The sequence below is a fragment of the Exiguobacterium sp. Leaf196 genome, from assembly GCF_001423965.1.
GTDB lineage: Bacteria > Bacillota > Bacilli > Exiguobacteriales > Exiguobacteriaceae > Exiguobacterium_A.
Genome location: NZ_LMPV01000006.1, coordinates 478,840 through 504,991, shown reverse-complemented (window position 1 = coordinate 504,991; position 26,152 = coordinate 478,840). Strand labels below are relative to the sequence as shown.

Genomic DNA, 26,152 nt, shown 5'->3' with positions numbered 1-26,152 from the left:
GGAGGGAATCTCTCATGCCTAAAATGAAATCGCACCGCGGTGCTTCTAAACGTTTCAAACGTACTGCTTCTGGCAAATTGAAACGTGGTCGTGCTTACACAAGCCACTTGTTCGGTAACAAATCAACAAAAGCGAAACGTAAATTACGTAAAGCTAGCATGGTATCTACGGGTGACTTCAAACGCATCCGTCACATGATCGCGAAGTAATTTATCCAATCGTATACAGATTTAGGAGGGAATTTATATGCCACGCGTAAAAGGCGGATATACGACTCGTCAACGTCGTAAAAAACAACTCAAATTAGCTAAGGGCTACTACGGCTCGAAACATACACTCTTCAAGGTTGCGAAACAGCAAGTCATGAAATCTCTCATGTACGCTTACCGTGACCGTCGTCAAAAGAAACGTGACTTCCGTCGCCTCTGGATCACTCGGATCAATGCGGCAGCACGTATCAACGGTCTTTCTTACAGCCGCATGATGCATGGTCTTAAATTAGCAGGTATCGACGTTAACCGTAAGATGCTCGCTGACCTCGCAGTTACAGATGCAACTGCATTTGCTTCACTTGCTGACACAGCAAAAGCAAAATTGAACGCTTAAGTTCTACAATTCGTCGGGGAATTTAATTCTCCGACGTTTTTTTCGATTTAATGATAAAATAAGAAGGCACGTCGATGAGACGGTCATATGATTTTTTTAGATAGAAGGAGAATTAAAGATGGATTGGTTGACACTTTTTGAGATGCAAGAACAGTTGGATAAACGGATTCAGTCAGAACATCAATTAACAGGCAATCAATTCGACGAGCGTCTGCTTGCCTTATTGGTCGAACTCGGTGAACTTGCGAACGAGACACGTTGCTTTAAGTTCTGGTCGAACAAGGGACCATCCGCTCAAGTCACAATTCTTGAGGAATATGTCGATGGCGTCCATTTTCTACTCTCACTAGGTCTAGCGCTTGAGTACAAGAAGAGTCATTTTACAGAAGGTGACTTCTATTTGACAGCAACAGATGCTTTTTTAGACGTCTATAACAAAACGAATGTTTTTGCAATTTCGCGGACGGAACAAAGTTATGATGTTCTGATTGGTGCATACCTTGCATTAGGTGCTACACTAGGCTTTACACAGGATATGATTTTCAAGGCTTACATTTCTAAAAATGAAGCAAACCATGTGCGACAAGACAACGGTTACTAAGGAGGAAATCAGATGAACGAACAATTACATATGCTAAAACGTCTCACGGACGCAACAGGTGTACCGGGAAACGAAAAAGAAGTCCGGAGCCTCATGCGTGAATATTTAGAACCTCATGCAGAAGCATTCCACCAGGATGGTCTCGGTAGTCTGTTTGCTGAACATAAAGGCGCAGGCGAAGATGCACCACGTGTATTGATTGCTGGTCACATGGATGAAGTCGGATTCATGGTCACGAAGATCGATGAAAAAGGATTCCTTCGTTTCCAACCACTCGGCGGTTGGTGGGGTCAAGTCCTCTTGGCACAGCGTATGAACATTGTAACGTCATCTGGTGAAGTCATTCCAGGTGTAATCGGTGCAAAACCACCTCATGTTTTACCACCGGAAGCGCGCAATAAGCCGGTCGACATTAAAGATATGTTCATCGATATCGGTGCTTCATCAAAAGAAGAAGTCGACGGTTGGGGAATTCGTCCGGGTGATACGGTCGTTCCACATTGCGAATTTACTGTGATGAAAAATGAGAACTTCTTGATGGCAAAAGCGTGGGACAACCGGATTGGTTGTGCCATCGCAATCGAAGCAATCAAACGCTTAAAAGCAGACGGTCATCCGAACACGATTTTCGCAGGAGCGACTGTTCAGGAAGAAGTCGGGTTACGTGGGGCTCAAACCGTCGCACACCTGCTGAAACCATCAATCGCCTTTGCAGTCGATACAGGTATCCCAGGTGATACGCCAGGAATGACCGATCGTGAAGCATTGTCTAAATTAGGTGAAGGCGTTCAAGTCATCATGTTCGATGCAACGATGATCGCACATCGTGGATTGATCGATTTCGTGACGAAAGTCGCAACAGAAGAAAATATCAAGTATCAACTGGACTTAACGCCAGGTGGCGGAACGGATGCAGCAAAATTCCATTTGTCTAATACAGGTGTTCCATCACTTGCATTGACTGTACCGATCCGTTACTTGCACACGAACGTCTCAATCATGCATAAAGCCGATTTCGAGGCAGCTGTCGATTTAGTCGTTGCTGTCACAAAACGTCTTGATGCGGAGACCGTCCAAGCGATCTACGAGGGGTAATAAAATAATGAAGCACATCGCATCAGCAAAGAACGAAATCGTTAAACAATGGAAAAAACTCTTAACGAAAAAAGGACGTCTGCAGACGAACCGTTTCTTGATCGAAGGAGAACATCTGATTGAAGAAGCTGTTCGCGCTGGAATCGTCAAGGAATTGATCGTGCGTGAATCGTACCAAGTACCAGGTTCTTGGAAAAGAAATGCCGATGTCTTTACGATCGATGAAGCCGTCATCAAAGTACTGGCTGAGACGGAAACGTCGCAAGGCATCTTCGCTGTCTGTGAGATGAAACAAGCTTCGGCACAATTAGAACGAGGACGCTATTTGTTGCTCGATCGTCTACAAGATCCAGGGAACGTCGGGACGATGATTCGGACAGCTGACGCAGCTGGATTCGATGGTGTCGTCGTCGGACCGGGAACAGTTGACGTCTATAACGGAAAAGTCATCCGTGCGACCCAAGGATCGCTGTTCCACCTACCTGTCATCTCCATGCCGCTCGAAGAGGCAGTCAATGCACTGCACGAGCAAGGAATTGCGGTAATCGGCACGGCGTTAGAAGGAGCGACGTCTTATCAAACGATCGCACCGATGGATGCACTTGGTTTGATCATCGGGAATGAAGCACAAGGCGTTGCGCCAGAATTGCTCTCTTACTGTGATGAGCGTGCTTACATCCCGATTCGTGGTAAGGCAGAGTCATTGAATGCAGCAGTAGCAGCAGGCATTTTGCTCTATCATTTTGCAAGCGTGGATTGAAACCGACAGGCGTTCATGCTAAAGTGAACATCAGGAATACATCACGGACGTTGATGGAACAGAGTACGTTAGGGAATGATTCAATCAGGGAGAGGCAGTCATAGACTGAAAACTGCTTCGTGAATCTGCTAACCGAATTCACTCCGGAGTCGCACGAGAGATCGTGACGGGATGCGCCCGTTATCGCGCAATTGGAGGACTTTTCGATTGAAAAGTCAAACAAGGGTGGTACCACGGTGTTTACATCGTCCCTTCGGCATTTGCCGGAGGGACGTTTTTTTATATCTTCAACTAAAGGAGTGGGAAAGATGCGCGAGCAATTAGAAGCATTACGCGATGAAGCGTTGACATTAGTCGATCAGGCAACAACACAAAAAGATCTTAATGACGTCCGAGTCAAGTATCTCGGGAAAAAGGGACCAATCACAGAAGTATTACGAGGAATGGGAAAGTTATCAGCGGAAGAACGACCAGTCGTCGGTGAGATCGCTAATACGGTCCGTCAAGCGATCCAAGAGCAACTCGAACAACGTCTGACAGCTGTTAAACAGCAGGAGATGGATGCGAAACTGGCAGCGGAAGCGATTGACGTCACTTTACCAGGTCGTCCGAAAAAGGTCGGTCATGCGCACCTCTTGCAACAGGTGTCAGATGAGATCGAAGACATCTTCGTCGGACTCGGTTATACGATTGCGGAAGGTCCAGAAGTCGAGCAAGATCTTTTCAACTTCGAGATGTTGAATCTGCCGAAGGATCACCCAGCACGTGATATGCAAGATTCATTCTACATCACGGAAGAAATCTTGATGCGAACGCATACGTCGCCGGTCCAAGCACGGACGATGCTCGCTTCTAAAGGGGAACCGATCCGCATTCTCTGCCCAGGTAAAGTCTATCGCCGGGATGAAGATGATGCGACGCACTCGCATCAATTCATGCAAGTCGAAGGACTAGTCGTCGGAGAATCGATTTCGATGGCAGACTTAAAAGGAACGCTTGAAGCCTTCGCGAAGCAGATGTTCGGTGAAGCACGTGAAGTCCGCTTACGCCCAAGTTTCTTCCCGTTCACGGAGCCGTCCGTCGAAGTCGACGTCTCGTGCTTCAAATGTGGCGGTAAAGGATGTAACATCTGTAAACAGACGGGATGGATTGAAATTCTGGGCGCTGGAATGGTTCATCCTCACGTTCTCGAAATGGCTGAATATGATAGCACGAAAATGTCAGGTTTCGCATTCGGAATGGGTATCGAACGGATTGCCATGTTGAAATACGGTGTCGATGATATTCGCCACTTCTATACGAATGACGTTCGCTTCAGCGAACAGTTTTAAGGGGGAACGCAGATGTTAGTCTCAAAACAATGGTTGAACGAATATGTGGATGTCAGTCACACATCAGGACAAGATTTGGCTGATTTGATTACAAAGAGCGGAATCGAAGTCGAAGGCGTCGATGTCCGGGATGAAGCGTTGAACAACATCGTCGTCGGACGTGTATTAACGAAAGAAAAACATCCAGAAGCAGATAAATTGAATGTCACGACGGTCGACATCGGGCAAGACGAACCGGTCCAAATCGTGTGTGGTGCACCGAACGTCGAAGCCGGACAAGATGTCATCGTCGCACGCGTCGGAGCTCGCCTGCCAGGTATTAAAATCAAACGTGCCAAATTGCGAGGTGTCGTCTCAGAAGGGATGATCTGTTCACTCGAAGAACTCGGATTCGAAAAGAAATATATCCGAGAAGATGAGCAGGACGGAATCCATACGTTCCGTGAACCAGTCACACCAGGACAAGACGTTTTGGAGTTACTCGGTCTACGCGATGAAATCCTCGAGCTTGGATTAACACCGAACCGTTCGGACTGCCTCAGCATGTATGGTGTCGCATACGAAGTGGCGGCGCTTTACGATACGACACCGACTTTCCCGGTCGTTGAAGTCAACGAAGCAGAGCCAGCGACGGCAGTCGACGTGACGCTTGATTCAGAGGACTGCCCGTTCTACGCGGCACGAGAAATTCAAGGCGTGACGATTCAAGAGTCACCGACTTGGTTAAAAAACCGCTTGATCGCGAACGGCATTCGTCCGATCAACAACGTCGTCGACGTTACGAACTTCGTCTTACTTGAGACAGGTCAACCGCTTCATTCATTTGATGCTGAAAAACTCGGAAAACGGATCGTCGTGCGTCAAGCGCACGCAGGAGAGTCGTTCACGACGCTCGACGAAGTAGAGCGAATACTTGATTCTTCGATGCTGGTCATCACTGACGGTGAACACCCGGTCGCGCTTGCTGGAGTCATGGGTGGAGCAAATACCGAAGTGGACGGTAATACGACATCGATCATTTTAGAGTCTGCTTATTTCGCACCGATTTCTGTCCGGAAGACGAGCCGTGTTCTTGGACTCCGTTCTGACTCGAGTGCGCGTTTTGAAAAAGGTGTCGACCCACGTCGTGTCTTGTTAGCACTCGATCGTGCTGCAGCTTTGATTGCTGAACTCTCGGGTGGAACGGTTCAAGCCGGTGTCGCTCAAGCCGGAACGCTCGAGCTTGACGATCATTTGATTGAAGCGAGTGTCTCGTACATCAATCATCGTCTTGGTATGGAAATTGAAGGAACGGTCATGCAAACGTTACTCGAACGTCTTGGTCTCGGTGTTGAATTATCGGGGGATGCCTTGACGGTCAGCGTACCGACTCGCCGCCAAGATTTGAAAATTCCGGCTGATTTAGCGGAAGAGGTCGCACGTCTCTATGGATATGATGCACTGACTTCAAGCTTACCGTCTGAAGCGAGCCGTGGTTTCTTACCAAAACGGAACATCCATCGTCGTCATTTACGTCGGACATTGCAGGGAGCGGGTCTCTCACAAGCGATCACGTATTCATTGACGAGCGAGCAACGTGCGATGCAATTCAATGAACGGGAAGATCTGCATCCAGTCAAACTGGCGATGCCAATCAGTGAAGCACGTTCGACATTGCGGACATCACTCATTCCGGGACTCCTTGAAGTCGCACAACATAACGTCGCTCGACAGCATGCAGATGTCGCATTCTATGAACTCGGTAGTGTTTATCTACAACGAGATGCTTCACTTGAGACACTTCCAATCGAACAAGAAATGATTGGTGGCGTCGCAGTTGGTGTATCAGAACAACACCGTGCTCATGGCACACTTGTTAAAACAGATTTCTTCGTCATGAAAGGAATCGTCGAGACACTCGCATCTGCGTCTGGTATCACGTTGACGTTTGAGGCAGCGAGCATTCCATCGATGCACCCAGGGCGGACGGCACGTATTCTGCTTGATGGAGAAGCAATCGGATTCGTCGGTCAAGTGCATCCTGGTCTGTCAAAAGAACAGTATGGTCTAAAAGAAGTGTACGTCTTCGAGTTAGAGGCAATGGCATTGCGTTCGAAGGAAGAACAGGTCTACTCGGAAATCTCACGTTTCCCATCGATGACACGTGACTTAGCAATCGTCGTTGAGCGATCAGTGACGGCACAATCAATCGTCGATGTCATGACGGAGGCGGCCGGTCCACTTCTACAGGCAATCGAATTATTCGATGTCTATACGGGAGAGAACGTTGGAGAACATGAAAAATCGTTCGCCTTCTCTCTTCGTTACCAAAACAAAGAACGGACGCTCGTCGACGAAGAGATTACGACAGCGCAACAGCGAGTCGTTGATGCAGTGAAAGAAACTTTCAATGCGGAACTTCGTGCATAATCAGAATGAAAAAAACAGCCGCTTTCCTCTTAGAGGAAGGTGGCTGTTTTCGTTTGACGAGATAGATTTAAGAAGCTAGTTCTTCTGCTTCAGATGATGTAGCTTGTCGTTTCGTAAAGATAAAGTACAGTAGACCACTTACGAGAACGATTAGACTACAGGATAAGAACATATTCGAATAGCCGATACCGCTTGCGACTGTGGCGAGAATCAAGGCACCGATTCCGAAGCCCGTGTCGTAAGCAAGGAAAAAGGTCGAGATGGCTTTCCCTTTCTGTGCGGGAGGTGCGAAATTCAAGAGGACGGTTTGAAGACCCGGGAAGATAGATGCCGAACCGACACCAATGATGACGGCAGCAGTCAATAAACCGGCAAAAGAAGGATACATGCCGAGAATGACAAAGCCAATCATATAAAGAACAAACGATGGCAATAACACGAATGCGGCACCCCGCTGGTCGAACAGTTTTCCGGCAATTGGTCGAATCCCGACCATTCCAAGAGCAACTAACGCATAAAAATAAGAAGCATATGCCACATGTCCGATCGAGTCCGTATACAGTGAAATGAACGCTGAAGTACTAGAAATTGCAACGCCTGCCAAAAGGGTCGCTACTAACAAAAGTGGACGCGATAAAAAGAGAGACTGGCTTAAACGAAATGCGGATGTGCTTGGAATATGTTGGCTTGTTAGTGGCAGACGCATCATTAACAATAAGGCGATGATGGCTAAGGCAGCAACCGTGACGAAATAAAGAGCAAAGGCTTTTTCTTGAATAAAGGTTAGACCGATGACAGGACCAAGAACGGATGCCAAGTTCATCGATAGTACAAAATATCCCATACCTTCGCCTTGACGTGTTTTTGGGATCAATGTCGTGACAGCGAGACTGATTGAAGAAGACAACATCCCAAAACTAAAACCATGAATGATACGGATGATGATCAAATAGAAGAATGATTCCAGTGGTAGGACGAGCAGGTAACAAATGCTCATCATTGTAAAGAGAGTCGCAGAGATCATCAAGACGCGCTTCAAATCGTAACGATCCAACCAGTGACCAATCAATGGACGAGAACAGACCGTTGCCAGGATGAAGCTAGTCACAATCCATCCGAGTGCTGAAGCAGAGACTGGAAACTGCTTAGCAGCCAGTAAAGGCAGTGAGGCATTGAGTAGGTAAAACGTGATGAAGAGCAATAGATTGATGACCAACGTCATGACGTAATGACGTGAAAATAATCGAGTGGTCATGAGGATTCCTCCTGTCGATGTAGAGTGAGTAAGTGTGTCATCCATTCACCGAGTTGTTGCTGATCGGTAAGGGGGAAGGTGGCAAGTAATCGTTGATGTGTCTCTTGGACAGCAGCGTCGATTTGGTCGAACCGTTCGATGGCTAAAGGTGTCAACGAGACGAAGTGTGTTCGTCCTTCTTTCGTTCGAGTGATGAATCCGAGTGTCTCAAGACGTGAAACAGTTTTTGTCACAGCTGGTTTTTCGATGATCAAATAATGTGCCAATTGAACTTGTGAAACAGGTTGTAATAACGCAACTGCTTTCAATAGCGCCCATTGACCCGTATGTAAGGAATATGGAGCTAAGGTAGCATCAACTTCTCGTTTGACGAGACGTGATACTTTGGATAATTGTCCGAGGACATCTTCTTGGGTATAAAGCATTTTTATTTCTCCTTTAGTTAACTAGTTAACCTTAAGAGTGTATCAAAGCTGGGTGAGAGGTGCAAGATGAAAAAACTTCTTGCATGTATTAACAGGAATGAGGTTCTTAAATGAAAAAGATTAAGCAATGCTCGAACGGGGTATGTTCCGTAAAAGGGTATTTGTTCAACTTAAAACATCGAGTGCTTACTCTTACGATAAGTTGACTGTACTATTTGGACATAGAGAGAAGAAAGGAAGAGTACATCATGAATCGACTAGCGAAGCTTCTGACTGAATTATTGCCAATTCCTATAAATGAAGCAATCAATCCATTGATCACGAATATCGCCACCGATTCACGTCAAATCAAACTGAATGGACTGTTTATTTGTATCAACGGTTACACCGTTGATGGTCACGATTATATCAATCAAGCAATCGAAAATGGAGCTGTGGCGATTTTGGCTGAACGCCCGTTTCCCGACTGTCCAGTTCCTATCATCATCGTACCGGATACAAAACGACTTGCAGGTCAAGTCGCGAATCGCTTTTACAACCAACCGAGTCAAAAAATGCGTGTTTATGGTGTAACAGGAACGAACGGAAAAACGACGACAACGAAATTAGCGTACGATCTCTTTCGGGCGACTGGTGTGAAAGCCGGCATGATCAGCACGGTCGGTGCACGGATCGATGAAGAATTCATCGAGACGCCAAATACGACGCCCGAAGCGATCATTCTGCATCGATTATTGTTCGAGATGGTTGAACAAGGCGTGACGGATTGTATTATTGAAGTGTCTTCTCATGCGCTCGCTGAAGGGAGAGTCGAGGGAGTTTCCTTCCATTCGGCAGCCTTTACGAATTTATCGCATGATCATCTTGATTATCATCATTCGATGGAAGAGTACGCCAAGACGAAAGCTTTGTTGTTTCAACAAGTTGCTGCGTCAAACGGACAGACCATCGTCTTAAATCGAGAAGACGGTTGGAGTCGTGTCATGCGAGATGCCGCACCTTTGCAACCAGTTATTTGGTATACGACGCAACCACACCGGACGTCACAAATCGCAGTCGAATGGCTGACCGACACCATCAATGTCCGGATCGATGAGACGACGACACGTGTACCGACAGCTTTACTTGGTGAATTCAATGCGGCGAATTTAGCGGCAGCAATGGGATTATTGCGGGCAGGCAATGCCAATCTGTATGCACTGATTCGTCATATTCCAGAACTGGAGTTACCGAAAGGACGACTTGAACGACTGGAATGGACTTCTTGCGAAATCTATCTCGATTATGCGCATACCCCAGATGGTCTAGAAAAATGTTTACAGGCACTTACTTATATAGGCGAGTCGCTATCGATTGTCTTGAGTGCAGCTGGAGAGCGTGACCGATCAAAACGAGCGGAGATGGGACGAATCGCAAGTAAATATTGCGAACATATCATAGCAACTGTTCATGATGCGAGATCAGAGGCTCCGAATCAGATCATCGATGAGTTAATTGTTGATGTTCCGAAAGAGCGGTTAATTGGGTGTCACACGTCTCGTCATGAAGCACTCGTACAAGCCGCGCATCTCGCACATCGAGGGCAACGCGTCGTCATTGTCGGAAAAGGGCATGATGAGGTGGAACGAATCGGAACTAAAACGATTCCATTTAATGAAAAACATATACTGCTTGCGGAACTAGAACGGCTGTCTGAAGGAGAATCCGTCATTTAAAAACCGACCATTCCGCAAGGGTCATGGTCGGTTTCGTTTCGTAGCTAATTGTTGTGCCTTTTTTGTATTCGCAAAATGAGCTTTCGCCCAGTCACGCAGTTTGTCAGAGCCATAACGTAAAATCAGTGAAGCCGCGACTTGGTCAACCTTGGCGCCAGCACCTTTAGGAATGACGACACCTGTTGACTCACTTAACTTGTCCATTTCCTTGAGAAAAATCGCACGAGCGATGATGGATGAAGCAGCGACGGCGACATGAAGTTGTTCCGCTTTAGTCGAGAAGTAGACATTTTCTCGAACAGGATTCACGACACCAGATAGGTGTTTATAATAGACACTTTTTTCGGCGAACTGATCAATTAAAATCGCTTCTGGTTTCGTCTCCAGTTGGTCAAGAAGCCGCTCGATTACATCATTATGCATCAGGGCAGTCATCTTTCCTTGAGTCATCGACCGTTGCATCTGATTGTATTCTGGATTATGTAGAATACGATATGTGTACGGAATGACAGCATGGAGATCGCGAGCAATTCGACGAATCTCGATATCGTTCAAATGTTTGGAGTCTCGGACACCGAGTTCGTGAAGAAGTGCAATCTGCTTTCGATCAACAAAGGAAGCGGCGACGACGAGTGGACCAAAGAAATCGCCTTTCCCGACTTCGTCACTACCAACGACGGACCATTCCGAAAAACCATTCGGTAACGTTGAAACAAGTGGTTCTTTCGACTTAGTCGGCGAAGCCGTACCGAAACGTGTAGCGATAGCTTCGGCTTGCGGTCCTTGAAACATCACTTTTCCAGAATTATAAATCGTGATGACACAACCAGGAATCTTAGCAGCAAAACGGGCATACGGAGGAGACTTCGTCTCGTTCTGTTTGAAGTTCTGTATGACTAAGTCCTGTTTTTCTTTAGATAAGCGTAAAACGGTCGTTCCCATAGGCTAACCTCCCTTTCCGGGATTAAGCATACCATCCTTAAGACCGATGGGGGACTTCTTTTCCTAAAACGAAAATGATGGTACTATATGAAAGAAGCAAAGTATGAGGAGGACAGAAAAATGGCTGATTCAGAAGGGTTGAACCGGACGACGATTCATATCGCAGGCAATGATTATACGATTGTCGGAACGGAGTCGCCAGAACACGTACGCGAAGTGGGTCTCCTCGTAGATACGAAGATTCGAGAAATCCGAGAACAAGCACCACAACTCGACGTTCGTCAAATCGCCGTCCTAGCGGCGCTTAATATTGGTAGTGATTATGTAAAAATTAAAAAGAATTTGGGTGAACTATAAACTATGATTTCTCTCGTTATCTTATTACTTCTCGCCTTAGGTGTCATGACAGGGGTCCGAAGGGGAGTTGTGTTGCAGGCCGGTCATTTGCTCAGCCTGATCATTTCCTTCATCGTTGCACTGTCGTTCTATGAGGAACTGGCTACGAAATTCCGATTGTGGGTACCATATCCGTCTACACTGGATGATGCGGGAATCGATTTGACGATGTTCGCGATTCCAAGTTCAGCACGACTCGATGAGGTGTTCTACAAAGCCTTTTGGTTCGTCGTCCTGTTCTTCGGTACAAAAATCATCTTATCGATCTTATTGTCGATGTTTGATTCGTTGACGAATGTCCCGATTCTAAAACAAGTCAAAGGGTTATTAGGTGGCGTCTTTGGTTTCATCGAGATGTACATCTTCATCTTCCTGCTCTTGTTCTTAGCGGCATTCGTTCCAATCCAATCGATACAGGATGCGATCGCGGACTCGAGTTTAGCAAGCTTCATTATCCAGCACACCCCGCTTCTTGCGAACTGGCTGATGGATCAAGTTGGATTGATAAAATAAACAGGCTCCCACGATTGGGAGCTTTTTTTGAGGGGAGAACTGCACATGCGTACGATTCAAGATGCGATGCGTCATTTGGAACGGATATCGGTCTACCTAGAGGTCAAAGGGGAAAATCCATTTAAGATTAATGCTTTTCGGAAAGCAGCAAGTATTCTCGAAGCATCCGATGCTGACTTCATGGCGATCGAGGATTTCACGGCGATGAAGGGGATCGGGAAAGGAACGGCTGCTGTTCTAGAGGAATATCGGGAAACGGGAACGAGCACGGCACTGACAGAACTCGAACAAGAAGTGCCAGAAGGATTGATCGCCTTATTGAAGATTCCGGGTCTTGGTGGAAAAAAGCTCGCTAAACTGCATGAAGTCGGCGTCATTGATGCAGATTCCTTTGCAGAGAAATTAGCAGATGGTACAGTCGAAGCGATGCCTGGATTCGGCAAGAAGACGGTCGAGAAGTACGTTAAAGCACTTGAAACGTTTGAAACACGACCGGAGCGATTACCATACGGTGTCATGCGAAAGATCGTCGCTGAATTGAATCAGACACTTGCATCGTTTGAGGCAATCATTCGTTTTGAAGTTGGAGGAAGTTTCCGTCGAGCAGAAGAGACGTGTAAGGACCTTGATTTCATTCTCTCAACGGATGAACCGGAACGAATCAAGGAGCAGCTTCTAGAACTGTCGCTCATCGATGAAGTCATCGCAGCTGGCAGCACGAAAGTATCGCTCATCTTAAAACGAGACGTTCATTATATCGCGGTTGATTTCCGAATCGTGGATGATGCGGCGTATGCATCTACATTACATCACTTTACGGGTTCGAAGGATCACAACGTCCGGATGCGCCAACTCGCAAAAGAGCGAGGAGAGAGTATTTCTGAATATGGTGTCGAGACCGAGCAAGGATTAGTGCAACCGAACACAGAAGAAGAATTGTTTGCGCGATATGATTTACCGTTCATCGCGCCTGAATTACGAGCGGGACGTCATGAATTCGAGCAAGATTTATCACGTCTCTTGACGGAACAAGATATTCAAGCCGATGTTCATATGCATACGACATGGTCAGATGGTACGTTGTCTGTTGAAGAACTAGTCGATGCCTGTGCTGCACGCGGATATACATGGATGGCGATCACGGATCATAGTAAATATATGAAATTCGTCAATGGATTAACGGAAGAACGTCTGCGTGCACAACGTATTGAAATCGAAGCGGCACGCGAGAAACATCCCGATATGACAATTTTATGTGGTGTCGAGATGGATATCTTGCCCGATGGATCACTTGATTATGAAGATGAGTTCTTAAAAGAAATGGACTATGTCATCGCCTCGATCCACTCGAAGTTCGATCAGACGGAAGAAGAGATCATGCAGCGGCTCGAGAATGCTTGTCGTAATCCTTATGTTTCCTTGATTGCTCATCCGACGGGACGAATCATTGGAAGACGAGAAGGATACGCCGTCAATGTCGATCGATTGATCGAACTAGCAGCAGAGACAGGAACAGCGCTTGAGATGAACGCGAATCCAGCACGTTTTGATTTAACGGCAAGTTCGCTTGCGAAAGCGAAGGCTGCCGGCGTGAAGATTTTAATTAATACGGATACACACCGACCAGAAATGTTAGAAGATATGAAACTTGGAGTCCTCCATGCTCGTAAAGCTTATTTGGAGGCGTCTGATGTCATCAATACGTGGTCTGTTGAAGAAGCACTCGAATTCTTCGGTCGAAAACGTTTAGGAGTGGATTAAATGAATGCCAACGCATTACGCGTTTTAGAATATGAGAAGTTAAAAGAAAACATGCTCGCCTTCACGGCTAGTTCACTCGGAGCACAGTTCGTCCGGGCAATGCGTCCGGCGGAAGACTTCGAGCAGGTCAAGGAACTGTTAGCTGTCACGACGGAAGCAACGACGGTCTACCGGTTGCGTGACCGTTATCCGTTCGGTGGATTGACGGACGTCCGAAGTGAAGTCAAACGGGCAGAGATTGGCTCTGTCCTCTCGACGAGTGAACTTCTAGCCGTCGCAGACGTCGTCTACTCGGGACGTCAAGTGAAGGCGTTCCAAGAACGGCTACACGAAGACCATGCGGATCTACGATTACCGCGCCTTGATAGTCGAATCGAGCAAATCACGAAGCTCGTCGAGATCGAACAGGGGATTCGCCATGCCATCGACGATCAAGGGACTGTCCAAGACTCAGCGAGTGATAAATTACGAGCGTTACGCAGTCAGTTACGCTCGCTCGAAGGACAAGTTCGTTCAAAAATCGATAACGTCTTACGTAGTAAAGCGAAGATGCTGTCTGACGCCATCGTGACGATGCGAAACGATCGTTATTGTGTACCGGTCAAACAAGAATACCGTCAAGCGTTCGGCGGAATCGTCCACGATCAGTCGGCTTCTGGAGCAACGTTGTTCATCGAACCGCAAGCTGTCGTCTCTGCGAACAACGAAATTCAAGAAGCGCGTTTGAAAGAACGGGCGGAAATCGAACGAATTCTTGCACAACTATCGGCACTTGTCGGTAGCGTTGGTGATTCGCTACGCATCAATCTGGATGTATTAGCAGAACTTGATTTCATCATGGCAAAAGCATTATACGGTCATCAGATTGGAGCGGTCGAGCCACGCTTGAACGAAAACCGCCATATCATTCTGAAGGAAGCACGGCATCCGTTCATCCCGAAAGAGGAAGTCGTACCAATTACCGTATCACTGGGTGGGGATTTTACGTCACTCGTCATCACCGGTCCGAACACCGGCGGTAAAACAGTTACCTTAAAGACGATCGGTCTTTTGCAATTGATGGTGCAATCGGGACTATACGTGCCAGCTGCAGATGAGACGGAGCTCAGTGTCTTTGATGCGATTTATGCCGATATCGGGGATGAACAGTCGATTGAACAAAACTTATCGACGTTTAGTTCACACATGACGAACATCGTCTCAATGATGGAAAAAATCGATTTTATGAGTCTAGTACTGTTCGATGAGTTAGGTGCGGGAACGGATCCGACAGAAGGGGCTGCCCTAGCAATCGCGATTCTTGATGAAGTGAAGCGACGCGGAGCACGTGTGGCAGCGACGACGCACTATTCAGAATTAAAAGCGTACGGCTATAACCGAGAAGGGGTCGTCAATGCGTCGATGGAATTCGATGTCGAATCACTCAGTCCGACCTATCGCTTACTCATCGGTGTACCTGGACGCTCGAATGCGTTCGAGATTTCAAAACGTCTTGGACTCGAAGGCCGGATCATCGACGCGGCACGTGGTCAAATCGGTAGCGACGCACAGTCTGTCGAGACGATGATCGAACGATTAGAAGAAGCGAAACAGCGGGCTGAAACGTTAGAGGCACAGTTGTTAGAAGAGAAAAAACGACTTGTCGAAGAGAGAGAGCAGTTCGAGCAAGAACAAGCTGAGATCCAGGAAGAGAAAAACGAAATTCTGGCAAAAGCGGAAGAAAAAGCAACACGTGCGGTCGAACGCGCTCAAAAAGAAGCAGAAGGCGTCATCAAACGTCTGAAGGAATTACGAGACGCTGGTGCCGTCAAAGAGCATGAACTGATCGAGGCGCGGAAGCGACTCGAAGATGCGAAGCCGAGTCTGCAAGAGAAGCGGATAGCTAAAGTAAAAGCAAAATACGACCAAACGCCGCGATTTGATAAAGGCGAAGAAGTTAAAGTCACGACCTTCAATCAAAAAGGCTACATTATCAACCAACAGGCGAACGGCGAGTATACCGTCCAAGTCGGCATCATGAAGGTGAACGTCAAACCGGAAGATCTCGCGAAGGTTGGCAGTACACCAAAACGTCCACAAACGAAAGGGCGCTCTGGTGGAACGAGTGTGACGAAACAATCGACACCTTCGGCTGAACTGGATTTACGTGGCGTGCGTGTCGAAGAAGGGTTGTCGAAGCTCGAACGCTTCATGGACCAAGCCTTGTTATCGAACTACGACCACATCCGTGTCATTCATGGCTTGGGTACGGGAGCGATGCGACAAGGTGTCCAAGAATTCTTGAAAGGTCATCGTCACGTCAAAGGTCACCGGTTAGGTGGTCAAGGTGAAGGCGGACACGGTGTGACGATCATCGAACTGAAATGAGGAAAGCAAGATGAACATTTTTGAGAACGTCTATGTCTATACGACAGCGCTCTATTCGGTCGCGGGATTACTGATCATTTTGGGGCTTGCACTTTTTGAGTTGACAACCCGGTATAAAAACTGGGAACATATCAAGAGTGGCAACATCGCTGTTGCGTTAGCAACAGGTGGAAAAATCATCGGACTCGCCAATATCGTTCATTTCGCTGTTCAAGGGGGAGAACGAGTCGGGTCGATATTTCTTGAAAGTGCCTTTGGCTTCTTATTGTTGATATCGACATATTGGATCTTTGAATTCCTGACACCGAATTTGCCGGTAGACCGTGAAATCGAGAATGGCAACATTGCTGTCGGTATCATTTCATGCGCTTTATCGATCGGCATGTCCTACGTCATCGGATCAGCGTTAGTGGGGTGAATCCGTGTTAGAACGTTTAGCGAAAATCATGTTCGGGGTTTCGATCGCCTTTTTGGTTGTCGGTATCCTCTGGATTGTATTTAATTAAAAGAACCGGTCTTACCGTGTGATCATTCCGTACTGACATCGTTTCAGTACGGAATTTTTATTGAGCCACGCCTAATCAAAAAAGGAGGAACGCATATGAACGTACGAAAAACATCAACAACGACAGAAACGAGACGCCGTGCTTTCGAGGCGATGCAATTGATCTCTTGGAAGGACATCTTCTGGGTTATCATCGGGTCGTCGATTCTCGCCTTTGGAATCAACTACTTTACGATTCCAAATGATCTCTCAGAAGGTGGATTGATTGGGATCACGGTCATTTTCTACTATCTTTACGGTTGGGATACGGGACTTGTCTCCTTACTTGCGAACGCTTTGCTGTTCGTTGTCGGTTATCGATTCCTTAGCCGGAAGACGATGCTTTACTCAGTCATCTCAGTCGCCGTTACATCGTTTGTCCTCTCTTCGACAGCAAACCTTGCGACATCATCGGATAGCCGTTTGATTGGTACGGTCTATGCGGGTATTTTGATTGGTGTCGGAATCGGACTCGTCATTCGTGCGGGAGGAACGACGGGCGGTGGTGTCATTATCGCTCGACTGATGAATAAATACTTGAATCTCAGTATCGCAGTCTCGATGTTCATCATCGATGTCGCTGTTGTCGGTGCGTCAGGTTTTCTATTTGGAGAAGAGACGATGCTGTACACGTTAATTGCGATTATCATCGGTTCGTATTTGATTGATCTCGTCAGCGAAGGATTGAATGTCCGCGAAGCGGTCACGATCATTAGCCATCGCCAAGAAGAAATCGCGACGATTCTGACGGAGACGCTCGGACGTAGCGCAACTGTCATCCACAGTCATGGTCATTTCACGAAACAAAAGAATGACATGTTGTATATGATCGTCGATAAACGACAACTGGCACCGTTGAAACAAATCGTCGAAGCAGCGGATCCCCGCGCCTTCGTCGTCATTCATAAAGTGCGAGAAGTCATCGGGGAAGGATTCACATATCCCTCCCGGTAATATGGATTCAAAAGTAGCACCTCTCTTTTTCGGAAATCGAGAAAGGGAGGTGCTGCTTTTTTAGTATTAAAATTTTGATTGAAATAACCAAAAAAACAAGCAGATTCAATTTCTTTTTTTGGATTTTACTGGCATGTCGAATTCAAATCAACGTATAATGAAAATGAATAGTAATTCATTATCAGGGAGGGAAACGTATGGAATCCGTTTGGTTATCTGATTATCCAAAGCAAGTACCCGTATCGATTGATTACCGAGAAATACCTCTTTATCAGGCACTTGATGAGGCAGCGACTGATTTTCCAGAACAACGTGCCTTAAGTTTCTTAGGGAAACGTATGACGTTTCGTGAAGTGTGCGACGAAGCACATGCACTCGGAAGTTTACTTCAAGAGCATGGCCTCAAAAAAGGAGATCGTGTCGGACTGATGTTACCGAACTGTCCCCAGTATATGATCAGTTATTATGCTGTCCTCTATGCTGGTGGAATCGTCGTGCAGGTGAATCCGCTCTATACGGACCGTGAACTCGAACAGATCCTCATCGATTCAGGTGCACATCTGCTCGTGACCCTCGACCTACTTTATCCGAAAGCATCTCGCGTCAAAGCGGCGACGGCACTCAAAACGGTCGTGACAACAAGCATCGCGGATTATCTTCCCTTCCCTAAAAATAAACTGTATCCCATTAAAGCACGGAAAGATAACAACATCGTCATCGATACGACGGGTTCGATTCCATTTTTATCGCTACGTGGTTATGAACCGATTACACCGGTTGCGATTCAACCGAAAGAAGATGTCGCGGTTCTTCAATATACGGGTGGAACGACAGGTGCTCCAAAAGGTGTCATGCTGACGCACTATAACCTGAGTGCGAATGTCGAGCAAATCGACAAATGGTTTTATAAATATGAGCGGGGAGATGGACGAAAACTGTTAGCTGTCGTTCCGTATTTCCATGTCTATGGCATGACATGTAACCTCAATTTCGGTATTTTTAATGCCTATGAGCAAATCATCGTTCCAAAATTCGACATCGAACAAGTATTGAAAATGATTCATAAGGAAAAACCAAATCTGTTCCCTGGTGCACCGACGATGTATGTCGGTCTGTTGAACCATCCGAAGCTAAAGAAATATGATCTGTCTTCAATCGAAGCTTGTATTTCAGGTTCAGCTCCACTGCCGGTCGAAGTCCAGGAAAAATTCGAAGCATTAACGGGCGGACGAATCGTTGAAGGATATGGTTTGTCTGAGACGAGTCCGGTGACTCATACGAACTGTATCTGGGATCGCCGGATTCCTGGAACGGTTGGTATTCCGGTACCCGATACGCAAGCGAAAATCGTCCAAGCGGATGGAGAGACACCCGCAACTCCTGGTGAGATCGGTGAGATCATCGTCACAGGTCCGCAAGTCATGAAAGGATACTGGAAACGACCAGAAGAGACGCAAGCTGTTCTTCGAAACGGTTGGTTGCACACGGGAGACCTTGGCTATATCGGCGAAGATCATTACTTCCGGATCGTTGATCGGAAAAAGGATTTAATCATTGCTTCCGGATTTAATATTTATCCACGTGAAGTCGAAGAAATCTTGTACGAGCATCCGGCCGTCAAGGAAGCCGTCGTCATCGGTGTTCCGGATGCCTATCGTGGAGAGACCGTCAAGGCGTTCATCGTCGTCAAGGATGAGATGACGGTCACAGAAGAAGAGCTTGATCAATTCTGTCGTAAACAGTTAGCGTCATTTAAAGTGCCAAAGCAGTACGAATTCCGACAAGAGTTACCGAAGACGTTCGTCGGGAAGATTCTCCGTCGTGTTCTTGTTGAAGAAGAACGTGCCAAACAACTCGAAGAAAGCAGTTGACAGGACAAAATGGCATGATAGAATAAATATGAATGAACCATCATTCATTTTATGCGTTAGGAGATAGTGGAATGAAACGAACAATGTCAAAGAGTGACCGCATCATTGATGCCGCCGTAAAAGTCATCGCTAAAAACGGCTACCATGGAGCGAAGGTGACCGCCATCGCAAAGGAAGCCGGTGTTGCGGATGGAACGATCTATCTGTACTTCAAGAATAAAGAACACCTGCTGATTTCGCTATTCCAAGCGAAAATGGGAAGTTTCATCGAATATTCCGAAGGACAAATCGCGAATCACACGTCAGCGACAGAACAATTGGCCGCATTGATCGAGGCACATCTTGAGCAATTATCCGTTGATTATGATTTGGCTGTCGTCACGCAAATCGAGCTACGTCAATCCAATCAAGACATGCGCCAAAACATTGCCGCCGTCTTGAAACCGTACCTGCATCTGATTGACCGTGTCATCAAGCACGGGATGACGACAGGCGAGTTTTCAAACGAACTCGATTATCGATTAGCGCGTCAGATGATCTTCGGAACAATCGATGAGGTCGTGACGAGCTGGATGGCAAGTGGATTCAAATATGAGTTGCTTGAGACACGCGACGGGATCCATCGGATGTTGATCAAAGGGCTGAGTTAAGCCCTTTTCATGACAACAATTATGTAAGCGGATACAAAGAATGATGGTGAATAGACGATAAGGGGGAGCATGAGATGGAAATCTATGTACTGTTGAAACGCACATTCGATACGGAAGAAGCAATCCAACTCGAAAATGGTCAAATCGATGAGGATGGGGCTGAGTTCATCATTAACCCATATGATGAATATGCGGTAGAAGAGGCGATTCGTGTCCGTGATGCACAAGGGGGAACTGTGACGATCGTGACGGTCGGTCCGGAAGACGCGGACAAAGAATTACGAACAGCACTCGCAATGGGAGCGGATCAAGCAGTACGCATCTCGATTGAGGATGACATCGAAGAGGCGGATCATTTCACGATTTCTGAAGTACTTGCTGGTTATTTAAAAGAACAGACAGTCGATCTTATCATCGCTGGAAACGTCGCAGTTGATGGCGGAAGTGGTCAAGTGGCACCACGCGTCGCAGAATTGCTCGATATTCCTTACGTGACGACGATCACAAAACTCGAACTCGACGGCACGAAGGCTGTCGTGACACGTGACGCTGAAGGGGATACAGAAACGATTGAAACAACACTTCCGTTACTCGTGACTGCGCAGCAAGGACTGAATGAGCCACGCTATCCAAGTCTTCCGGGGATCATGAAAGCGAAAAAGAAGCCGCTTGAAGAACTCGAACTCGATGATCTTGAACTCGATGAAGATGAACTCGCACCACGTCTAGAGACGATTGAACGTTTCTTACCACCGAACAAAGCAGCCGGTAAGATTCTCGAAGGTGAACTAAACGAGCAAGTCGCGCAGCTCGCATCATTATTACGTAACGAAGCAAAAGTGGTCTAAGGGGGAGAAACGAATGACAAAAGCATTAGTACTCGCAGAATCACGGGATGGTAGTTTACGGAATGTGTCGTTTGAGGCAATCGCAGCAGCGCGACGTGTCGCGGATGAAGTCATCGCGGTCCTGATTGGACACGATGTCGCAAAGGATGCCGACGCATTAGCATCACGCGGAGCGGACCAAGTCCTCGTCGTCGAGGATGAGCGTCTTCTACACTACACGCCAGACGGTTATGGACAAGTCTTCCTCGAGTTGATGAACCGGACGTCACCCGACGTGCTCGTCTTCGGTCATACGTCGCTCGGTAAGGATTTATCACCGAAGATCGCGGCAAAACTGCAAGCCGGTCTAATCAGTGATGTGACGGCGATTGAAGGGGAAGGCGCGGAAGCAACTTTCATCCGACCGATCTACTCAGGGAAAGCATTCGAGAAAGTCAAAGTCGCAGAAGGCAAGACACTCTTTACGGTCCGTCCGAATAACATCGATCCGCTCGAAACGGGGAGTTCACAAGGAACGGTCGAGTCGGTTACGGTTGAACTGAAGGATTTACGGACGATCGTCGCAGACATCGTACGCAAAGCAACAGGCGGCGTTGATTTGTCAGAGGCAAAAGTCATCGTCGCAGGTGGACGAGGCGTCAAGAGTTCGGACGGCTTCGCACCGTTACAAGAACTAGCAGATGTCCTCGGAGGAGCAGTGGGTGCTTCGCGTGGTGCTTGTGATGCAGACTACTGCGATTATGCGCTTCAAATCGGTCAGACGGGGAAAGTCGTTACACCAGACTTGTATATCGCGTGCGGGATCTCGGGTGCGATCCAACACTTAGCAGGGATGTCGAATGCCAAAGTGATCGTTGCGATCAATAAGGATCCAGAAGCGAACATCTTCTCTGTCGCGGACTACGGGATCGTCGGAGATTTGTTCGATGTCGTACCGTTATTGACAGCTGAATTCAAAAAAATGCTCGTTCACGGATAAGTTTGAAGACCGGTGCCATTATCATGGTGCCGGTTGTTTTTGCGGATTTTTCGCGTGAGCAGTTTCGTTTGTTGGAAGAGACTGCTATGATATACTCGAATCAATAAAGAGATCACCCATTTTTTTACCGGGTGGATCTACTCATTAGGAGGTTATGATCAATGGCAATCGTACACGCAACTAGCCAATCATTTAAAGAAGAAACACAAGAAGGACTCGTCCTTGTTGATTTTTGGGCAACATGGTGTGGACCATGTCGTATGCTCGCACCAGTTCTTGAAGAACTCGATGCTGACATGCAAGATGTAAAAATCGTTAAAGTTGACGTGGATGCAAACCCAGAAGTAGCTGGAGCATTCCAAGTTCAAAGTATCCCGACGCTCGTTCTCTTCAAGGATGGACAACCTGTCAACAAAACAATGGGCTTCATGCCAAAAGACGCACTTAAAGAATTCGTTGAAACATCTAACTAATTCTTTCTTGCATATCAAAACAGACCGTTCTGCACAGGCAGAACGGTCTGTTTTTTTAGATTACATAGGTGTGCAAAGTTCGATGAGGTGACCATCCGGATCAAGCACGTACGCAACGACTTGCCCCCATGGTTTTTCAACAGGCGTGAGTACGGTCTTGTATCCGGCAGCTTCCACCTTTTGAAAAAGCGTAGGGACGTCATCCGTGACGAAACCAATCTCTAACGTCTGCTGCGCTTTTCCGCTTGGGATCGTGTAATCCGGAATCAACCGTTGCACGTCTTCACGAGTATTGAAGGCAAGTGTTGTCTGACCGGTCTCGAACTCAATGTAGCTTCCGTGCTCCGCTTTGACGGATAAGCCAAGAACGTTTCGATAGAATGTCAGCGTCCGTGCAGTGTCTTCAACGTATAAAATCGTATAGCCGTATTGAATCATCAAAAAGCCTCCTATCAATCCTCGAATAACGAAGCAATGTCTGAAGCAGGTGTCGGGTAAGCAAATCCAGTCTGTTGCATCGAAGTACTAGGGATCCGGTGTTGCATCGCAAACGAGAAATAGTTTGCGAGTTCCGCCGCATTGACACCAATGAAGTGTGCGCCTAGTACTTGATCATCTTCCCCAACGAGCACTTTCGCCCGAGCAAAACTATCCTTGATGCGTGCGTTCGTTTGCCAAGAGGACGTATCAATCAAGCGACCACGGTACGGAATACCTGCTTTTTTTAAGGAAACTTCCGTTTCACCGACGAGGGCAAGGTTCGGCGCAGTGAATACGACGCTAGGTACAGGGAGCAGTTCCAGTTTCCGGTTATTCCCTTCGAGCATGTTATCGGCAGCGAGTCGTCCTTCGGTTCCAGCAAACGGCGTCAACGCGGGATTCCCGCTGACAGCGACATCTCCTGCGGCATAGATATGTTCGACAGAAGACTGCAGGTACGCATTGACATGGATTCCTTTTTCATTATGGGAAACACCGATTTCTTCGAGTCCGAGTTGGTCGATACTTGCGACACGTCCAGTCGCATTCAAGACGACGTCCGTCTTCAACACGTCACCGTTCGATAAACGAAGTGATTCCTCTTCGTAAGCGACGACCTCTGCTTCTTTGATGATCGAGATGCCAAGTGCTTGCGTAGCATCGAGTAAGACATCGACGAGTTCACTCTCGAATTGTTTTAAGGGGTTAGAACGTAGAACAATCGTGACGTCTGCACCAGCAATCCGAGCAAGATGCGCGAACTCGAACGAGATGTACCCGCCACCAATACAGACGAGTCGACGTGGGAGGTCTTTTAGTTCCAAAAATTCATTACTCGTTATAAAACGTTCACTACCGGGTACAGATAACTCGCGAGGGCGTAAACCAGTTGCGATCAGGAATTGTTTCCCTTCGATTTCTTCTTCACCAATTTGGAGACGGTGTGAAGAGACGAAGCGGGGTTCGCCGTGGAAATAGTCGATGTCCGTTTCCTCGTATCGTTTTCGTGTTTGTTCCGGAATGGCGCGCGTGTATTCATTCTTGCGCTCCATCAACTGGCGCCAATCGATTGAAATTAATCCCTTTACGCCATATCCGAGCAAGCGCTCGACCGCATCCTTCGTCTCACTACCCGTCAGCAGAATTTTTTTAGCGTCACACCCACGTTGGGCACATGTGCCCCCTGGCGTGAAATTTTCAACGATGGCAACACGTAGTCCTTTTTCAGCAAATTTATAAGCCGCTTGATTTCCAGCGGAACCTGTTCCAATCACAATGCAATCATATGTACGCATTTTTCATCCTCCGTATGTCATAATCAATGTATGGTATTTACCCGAACGAATAAAACTAAAAACGGTGAAAGGAGACATTTATTTGGGACATCAAGAACATATCAAAGCGAAATTATCCCTTTTGCCTGATGAGCCGGGATGTTATCTACACAAAAATGAATTTGGTGAAGTCATTTATGTCGGAAAAGCAAAAAATCTCAAGAACCGTGTCCGTTCCTATTTCACAGGAGCACATGATATCAAGACGGAACGCCTCGTTGCGGAAGTTCGTGATTTTGAATACATTATTACAGCGAGTGAACTAGAAGCGTTATTGCTTGAGATGACGCTTATTAAGAAACATGATCCGAAGTACAATATCATGTTGAAGGATGACAAATCCTATCCTTATCTGAAGATTACGAATGAGACATATCCGCGCTTGATTACGACGCGTAAGTTGAAGAAGGATGGCGGACATTATTTTGGTCCTTACCCGAATGCATATGCAGCGAACGAAACGAAACGTCTGTTAGATCGTTTATATCCGCTACGCAAATGCCAGCCGATGCCGAAGAAGCTCTGTCTGTATTACCATATCGGTCAGTGTCTCGGTCCATGCGAAATACCGAATCTCGAGTCGGAACAAAAAGCGCTCGTTTCGGAAATTCGACGTTTTTTGTCCGGAGACACGAAGGAACTCGTCGAAAGCTTGAAGCACAAGATGGCGGAAGCAGCTGAGACGATGGAATTCGAGCGTGCCGGAGAATTACGGGATCAGGTCCGAGCCATTGAGTCGATCATGAACAAGCAAAACATGATTACAGCAGATTTGACATCACGCGATGTATTCGGGATTCACGTTGATAAAGGCTGGATGTGTGTCCAAGTCTTCTTCCTCCGCGGCGGAAAGATGATTGAACGTGATGTCTCGCTCTTCCCAATCTACGGAACACCAGCAGAGGAACTCGAGAGTTTCATCGTCCAGTTCTATGAGAAGAACATCAAACCAAGTGAACTGTATGTACCACCACTCGTTAATCAACTTCTGCTCAAAGAGGCGCTCTCGATCAAAATTCATGTTCCGGTCCGAGGATCAAAACGGAAATTACTTGATTTAGCAACGAAAAATGCTGAAAACGCGATTTCGGAACGTTTCGAACTACTCGCGCGGGATGAGAAACGGACCGTTCAGGCAGTAGAAGAACTCGCTGATGCAATCAATGTTCATCCATTGTCCCGAATCGAGATCATCGATAATGCGAACATCCAAGGAGCGGATGCCGTTTCGGCGCTCGTCGTCTTTGAAGACGGTAAACCACTGAAAAAAGAATACCGGAAGTTCAAGATTCGGACGGTTCAAGGACCGGATGACTATGAATCGATGCGGGAAATCGTTCGTCGGCGTTATCGACGCTTGTTACTTGAGGGAGCGCGCCTTCCGGATCTCGTCCTGATTGATGGAGGAGTCGGACAGTTGAATGCTGCTTTAGAAGTCATTCAAGATGAACTCGGCCTATCCCTGCCGGTCGGCTCATTAAAAAAAGATGACAAACACCGGACGAGTCAGTTGTTGTTTGGAGAGGATGCGCGATTGATCGAACTCAGCCCTCGCTCAAGTGCATTTTATTTACTTCAGCGTATGCAAGATGAGGTCCACCGATTCGCGATCACATTCCACCGCTCGCTTCGTTCGAAAGGGATGACCCGTTCCTTGCTCGATGAGATACCAGGAGTCGGACCAAAACGACGCCAACAGCTGATCCGTCATTTCGGGTCGATGCGTAGTCTAAGACGTGCGACGATCGAACAGTTGGCTGAGGCAGGATTGCCTGTGAAATTAGCGGAAACCGTTGCTGAGTATTTAAGCCAAGCGAATGAAGAATGAAAAAAGGCCGTCCTC

25 protein-coding genes are annotated in these 26,152 nt (G+C 47.1%); 20 read left to right on the top strand and 5 right to left on the bottom strand.

Features of this window, described 5'->3' with window-relative positions:
- The first annotated feature begins 14 nt into the window (after nucleotides 1-14).
- The 7 genes from rpmI to pheT all read left to right on the top strand — a co-directional run bounded on the left by rpmI (nucleotide 15) and on the right by pheT (nucleotide 6,802).
- Entirely contained in the window at nucleotides 15-209 is a 195-nt protein-coding gene (rpmI, locus tag ASG02_RS08725) for a 50S ribosomal protein L35 (protein ID WP_023469015.1), read from the top strand.
- A gap of 37 nt (nucleotides 210-246) precedes the next feature.
- Nucleotides 247-606, top strand: coding sequence for a 50S ribosomal protein L20 (gene rplT / locus ASG02_RS08720; RefSeq protein ID WP_012371057.1), 360 nt, complete (start codon nucleotides 247-249; stop codon nucleotides 604-606).
- A 118-nt stretch (nucleotides 607-724) separates the two neighbouring features.
- Nucleotides 725-1,207 (top strand): dUTP diphosphatase, encoded by a 483-nt coding sequence (locus ASG02_RS08715; protein WP_035406331.1) that lies wholly within the window; start codon nucleotides 725-727, stop codon nucleotides 1,205-1,207.
- A 12-nt stretch (nucleotides 1,208-1,219) separates the two neighbouring features.
- Nucleotides 1,220-2,302, top strand: coding sequence for a M42 family metallopeptidase (locus ASG02_RS08710; RefSeq protein ID WP_029342316.1), 1,083 nt, complete (start codon nucleotides 1,220-1,222; stop codon nucleotides 2,300-2,302).
- Nucleotides 2,303-2,309: 7 nt separating this feature from the next.
- Nucleotides 2,310-3,062, top strand: a complete 753-nt coding sequence (locus ASG02_RS08705; RefSeq protein ID WP_050677644.1) for an RNA methyltransferase — start codon at nucleotides 2,310-2,312, stop codon at nucleotides 3,060-3,062.
- A 308-nt stretch (nucleotides 3,063-3,370) separates the two neighbouring features.
- Nucleotides 3,371-4,393, top strand: coding sequence for a phenylalanine--tRNA ligase subunit alpha (gene pheS / locus ASG02_RS08700; protein WP_056062640.1), 1,023 nt, complete (start codon nucleotides 3,371-3,373; stop codon nucleotides 4,391-4,393).
- 12 nt (nucleotides 4,394-4,405) lie between these two features.
- Nucleotides 4,406-6,802, top strand: coding sequence for a phenylalanine--tRNA ligase subunit beta (gene pheT, locus ASG02_RS08695; protein WP_056062637.1), 2,397 nt, complete (start codon nucleotides 4,406-4,408; stop codon nucleotides 6,800-6,802).
- A gap of 67 nt (nucleotides 6,803-6,869) precedes the next feature.
- Here the strand turns inward: pheT and ASG02_RS08690 are convergent, their stop codons facing one another.
- Nucleotides 6,870-8,057, bottom strand: coding sequence for an MFS transporter (locus ASG02_RS08690; protein WP_035406338.1), 1,188 nt, complete (start codon nucleotides 8,055-8,057; stop codon nucleotides 6,870-6,872).
- Nucleotides 8,054-8,482 (bottom strand): MarR family winged helix-turn-helix transcriptional regulator, encoded by a 429-nt coding sequence (locus tag ASG02_RS08685; RefSeq protein WP_035406341.1) that lies wholly within the window; start codon nucleotides 8,480-8,482, stop codon nucleotides 8,054-8,056. The genes ASG02_RS08690 and ASG02_RS08685 overlap by 4 nt, the downstream gene beginning before the upstream one ends.
- 248 nt (nucleotides 8,483-8,730) lie before the next feature.
- Here ASG02_RS08685 and ASG02_RS08680 point away from each other — a divergent pair, with 248 nt between their 5' ends.
- Nucleotides 8,731-10,197: a UDP-N-acetylmuramoyl-L-alanyl-D-glutamate--2,6-diaminopimelate ligase gene (locus ASG02_RS08680; protein WP_056062635.1), complete on the top strand. Its 1,467-nt coding sequence runs from the start codon at nucleotides 8,731-8,733 to the stop codon at nucleotides 10,195-10,197.
- 21 nt (nucleotides 10,198-10,218) lie between these two features.
- On the opposite strand, the gene rnhC is transcribed toward ASG02_RS08680, so the two are convergent.
- On the bottom strand, nucleotides 10,219-11,139 hold the full coding sequence (rnhC, locus tag ASG02_RS08675) for a ribonuclease HIII (protein ID WP_056062633.1): 921 nt from the start codon (nucleotides 11,137-11,139) through the stop codon (nucleotides 10,219-10,221).
- Nucleotides 11,140-11,259: 120 nt separating this feature from the next.
- On the opposite strand from rnhC, the gene zapA reads away from it, so the two are divergent.
- The 11 genes from zapA (at nucleotide 11,260) to trxA (ending at nucleotide 22,495) form a co-directional block, all read left to right on the top strand.
- Nucleotides 11,260-11,496: a cell division protein ZapA gene (gene zapA / locus ASG02_RS08670; RefSeq protein WP_029342308.1), complete on the top strand. Its 237-nt coding sequence runs from the start codon at nucleotides 11,260-11,262 to the stop codon at nucleotides 11,494-11,496.
- A gap of 3 nt (nucleotides 11,497-11,499) precedes the next feature.
- A complete protein-coding gene (locus ASG02_RS08665) occupies nucleotides 11,500-12,048 on the top strand; it encodes a CvpA family protein (protein WP_035406349.1) in 549 nt (182 codons plus the stop codon).
- Between the two features lie 45 nt (nucleotides 12,049-12,093).
- Nucleotides 12,094-13,809 (top strand): DNA polymerase/3'-5' exonuclease PolX, encoded by a 1,716-nt coding sequence (gene polX / locus ASG02_RS08660; protein ID WP_035406352.1) that lies wholly within the window; start codon nucleotides 12,094-12,096, stop codon nucleotides 13,807-13,809.
- On the top strand, nucleotides 13,810-16,176 hold the full coding sequence (locus ASG02_RS08655) for an endonuclease MutS2 (protein ID WP_056062631.1): 2,367 nt from the start codon (nucleotides 13,810-13,812) through the stop codon (nucleotides 16,174-16,176).
- 10 nt (nucleotides 16,177-16,186) lie between these two features.
- On the top strand, nucleotides 16,187-16,594 hold the full coding sequence (locus ASG02_RS08650; RefSeq protein WP_035406358.1) for a DUF350 domain-containing protein: 408 nt from the start codon (nucleotides 16,187-16,189) through the stop codon (nucleotides 16,592-16,594).
- A 183-nt stretch (nucleotides 16,595-16,777) separates the two neighbouring features.
- Nucleotides 16,778-17,674, top strand: coding sequence for a YitT family protein (locus tag ASG02_RS08645; protein ID WP_035406360.1), 897 nt, complete (start codon nucleotides 16,778-16,780; stop codon nucleotides 17,672-17,674).
- Between the two features lie 197 nt (nucleotides 17,675-17,871).
- The gene (locus ASG02_RS08640; RefSeq protein ID WP_056062630.1) at nucleotides 17,872-19,545 is read left to right on the top strand and encodes an AMP-binding protein; all 1,674 of its coding nucleotides are present in this window, start codon (nucleotides 17,872-17,874) and stop codon (nucleotides 19,543-19,545) included.
- 71 nt (nucleotides 19,546-19,616) lie between these two features.
- Nucleotides 19,617-20,195 carry a TetR/AcrR family transcriptional regulator gene (locus ASG02_RS08635; RefSeq protein WP_052018985.1) on the top strand — a complete coding sequence of 193 codons (579 nt, stop codon included), beginning with the start codon at nucleotides 19,617-19,619 and terminating at the stop codon, nucleotides 20,193-20,195.
- A 74-nt stretch (nucleotides 20,196-20,269) separates the two neighbouring features.
- Nucleotides 20,270-21,043, top strand: a complete 774-nt coding sequence (locus ASG02_RS08630; RefSeq protein ID WP_035406369.1) for an electron transfer flavoprotein subunit beta/FixA family protein — start codon at nucleotides 20,270-20,272, stop codon at nucleotides 21,041-21,043.
- A gap of 13 nt (nucleotides 21,044-21,056) precedes the next feature.
- Nucleotides 21,057-22,022 carry an electron transfer flavoprotein subunit alpha/FixB family protein gene (locus tag ASG02_RS08625; protein WP_035406372.1) on the top strand — a complete coding sequence of 322 codons (966 nt, stop codon included), beginning with the start codon at nucleotides 21,057-21,059 and terminating at the stop codon, nucleotides 22,020-22,022.
- Between the two features lie 161 nt (nucleotides 22,023-22,183).
- Entirely contained in the window at nucleotides 22,184-22,495 is a 312-nt protein-coding gene (gene trxA / locus ASG02_RS08620) for a thioredoxin (protein WP_023468994.1), read from the top strand.
- A 60-nt stretch (nucleotides 22,496-22,555) separates the two neighbouring features.
- On the opposite strand, the gene ASG02_RS08615 is transcribed toward trxA, so the two are convergent.
- Both ASG02_RS08615 and ASG02_RS08610 read right to left on the bottom strand, forming a co-directional pair.
- Nucleotides 22,556-22,936, bottom strand: coding sequence for a VOC family protein (locus ASG02_RS08615; RefSeq protein WP_056062627.1), 381 nt, complete (start codon nucleotides 22,934-22,936; stop codon nucleotides 22,556-22,558).
- An 11-nt stretch (nucleotides 22,937-22,947) separates the two neighbouring features.
- Nucleotides 22,948-24,270: an NAD(P)/FAD-dependent oxidoreductase gene (locus tag ASG02_RS08610; RefSeq protein ID WP_056062624.1), complete on the bottom strand. Its 1,323-nt coding sequence runs from the start codon at nucleotides 24,268-24,270 to the stop codon at nucleotides 22,948-22,950.
- An 82-nt stretch (nucleotides 24,271-24,352) separates the two neighbouring features.
- On the opposite strand from ASG02_RS08610, the gene uvrC reads away from it, so the two are divergent.
- Complete coding sequence (gene uvrC / locus ASG02_RS08605) at nucleotides 24,353-26,137, top strand: excinuclease ABC subunit UvrC (protein WP_056062620.1); 1,785 nt, start codon at nucleotides 24,353-24,355, stop codon at nucleotides 26,135-26,137.
- Nucleotides 26,138-26,152: the final 15 nt, after the last annotated feature.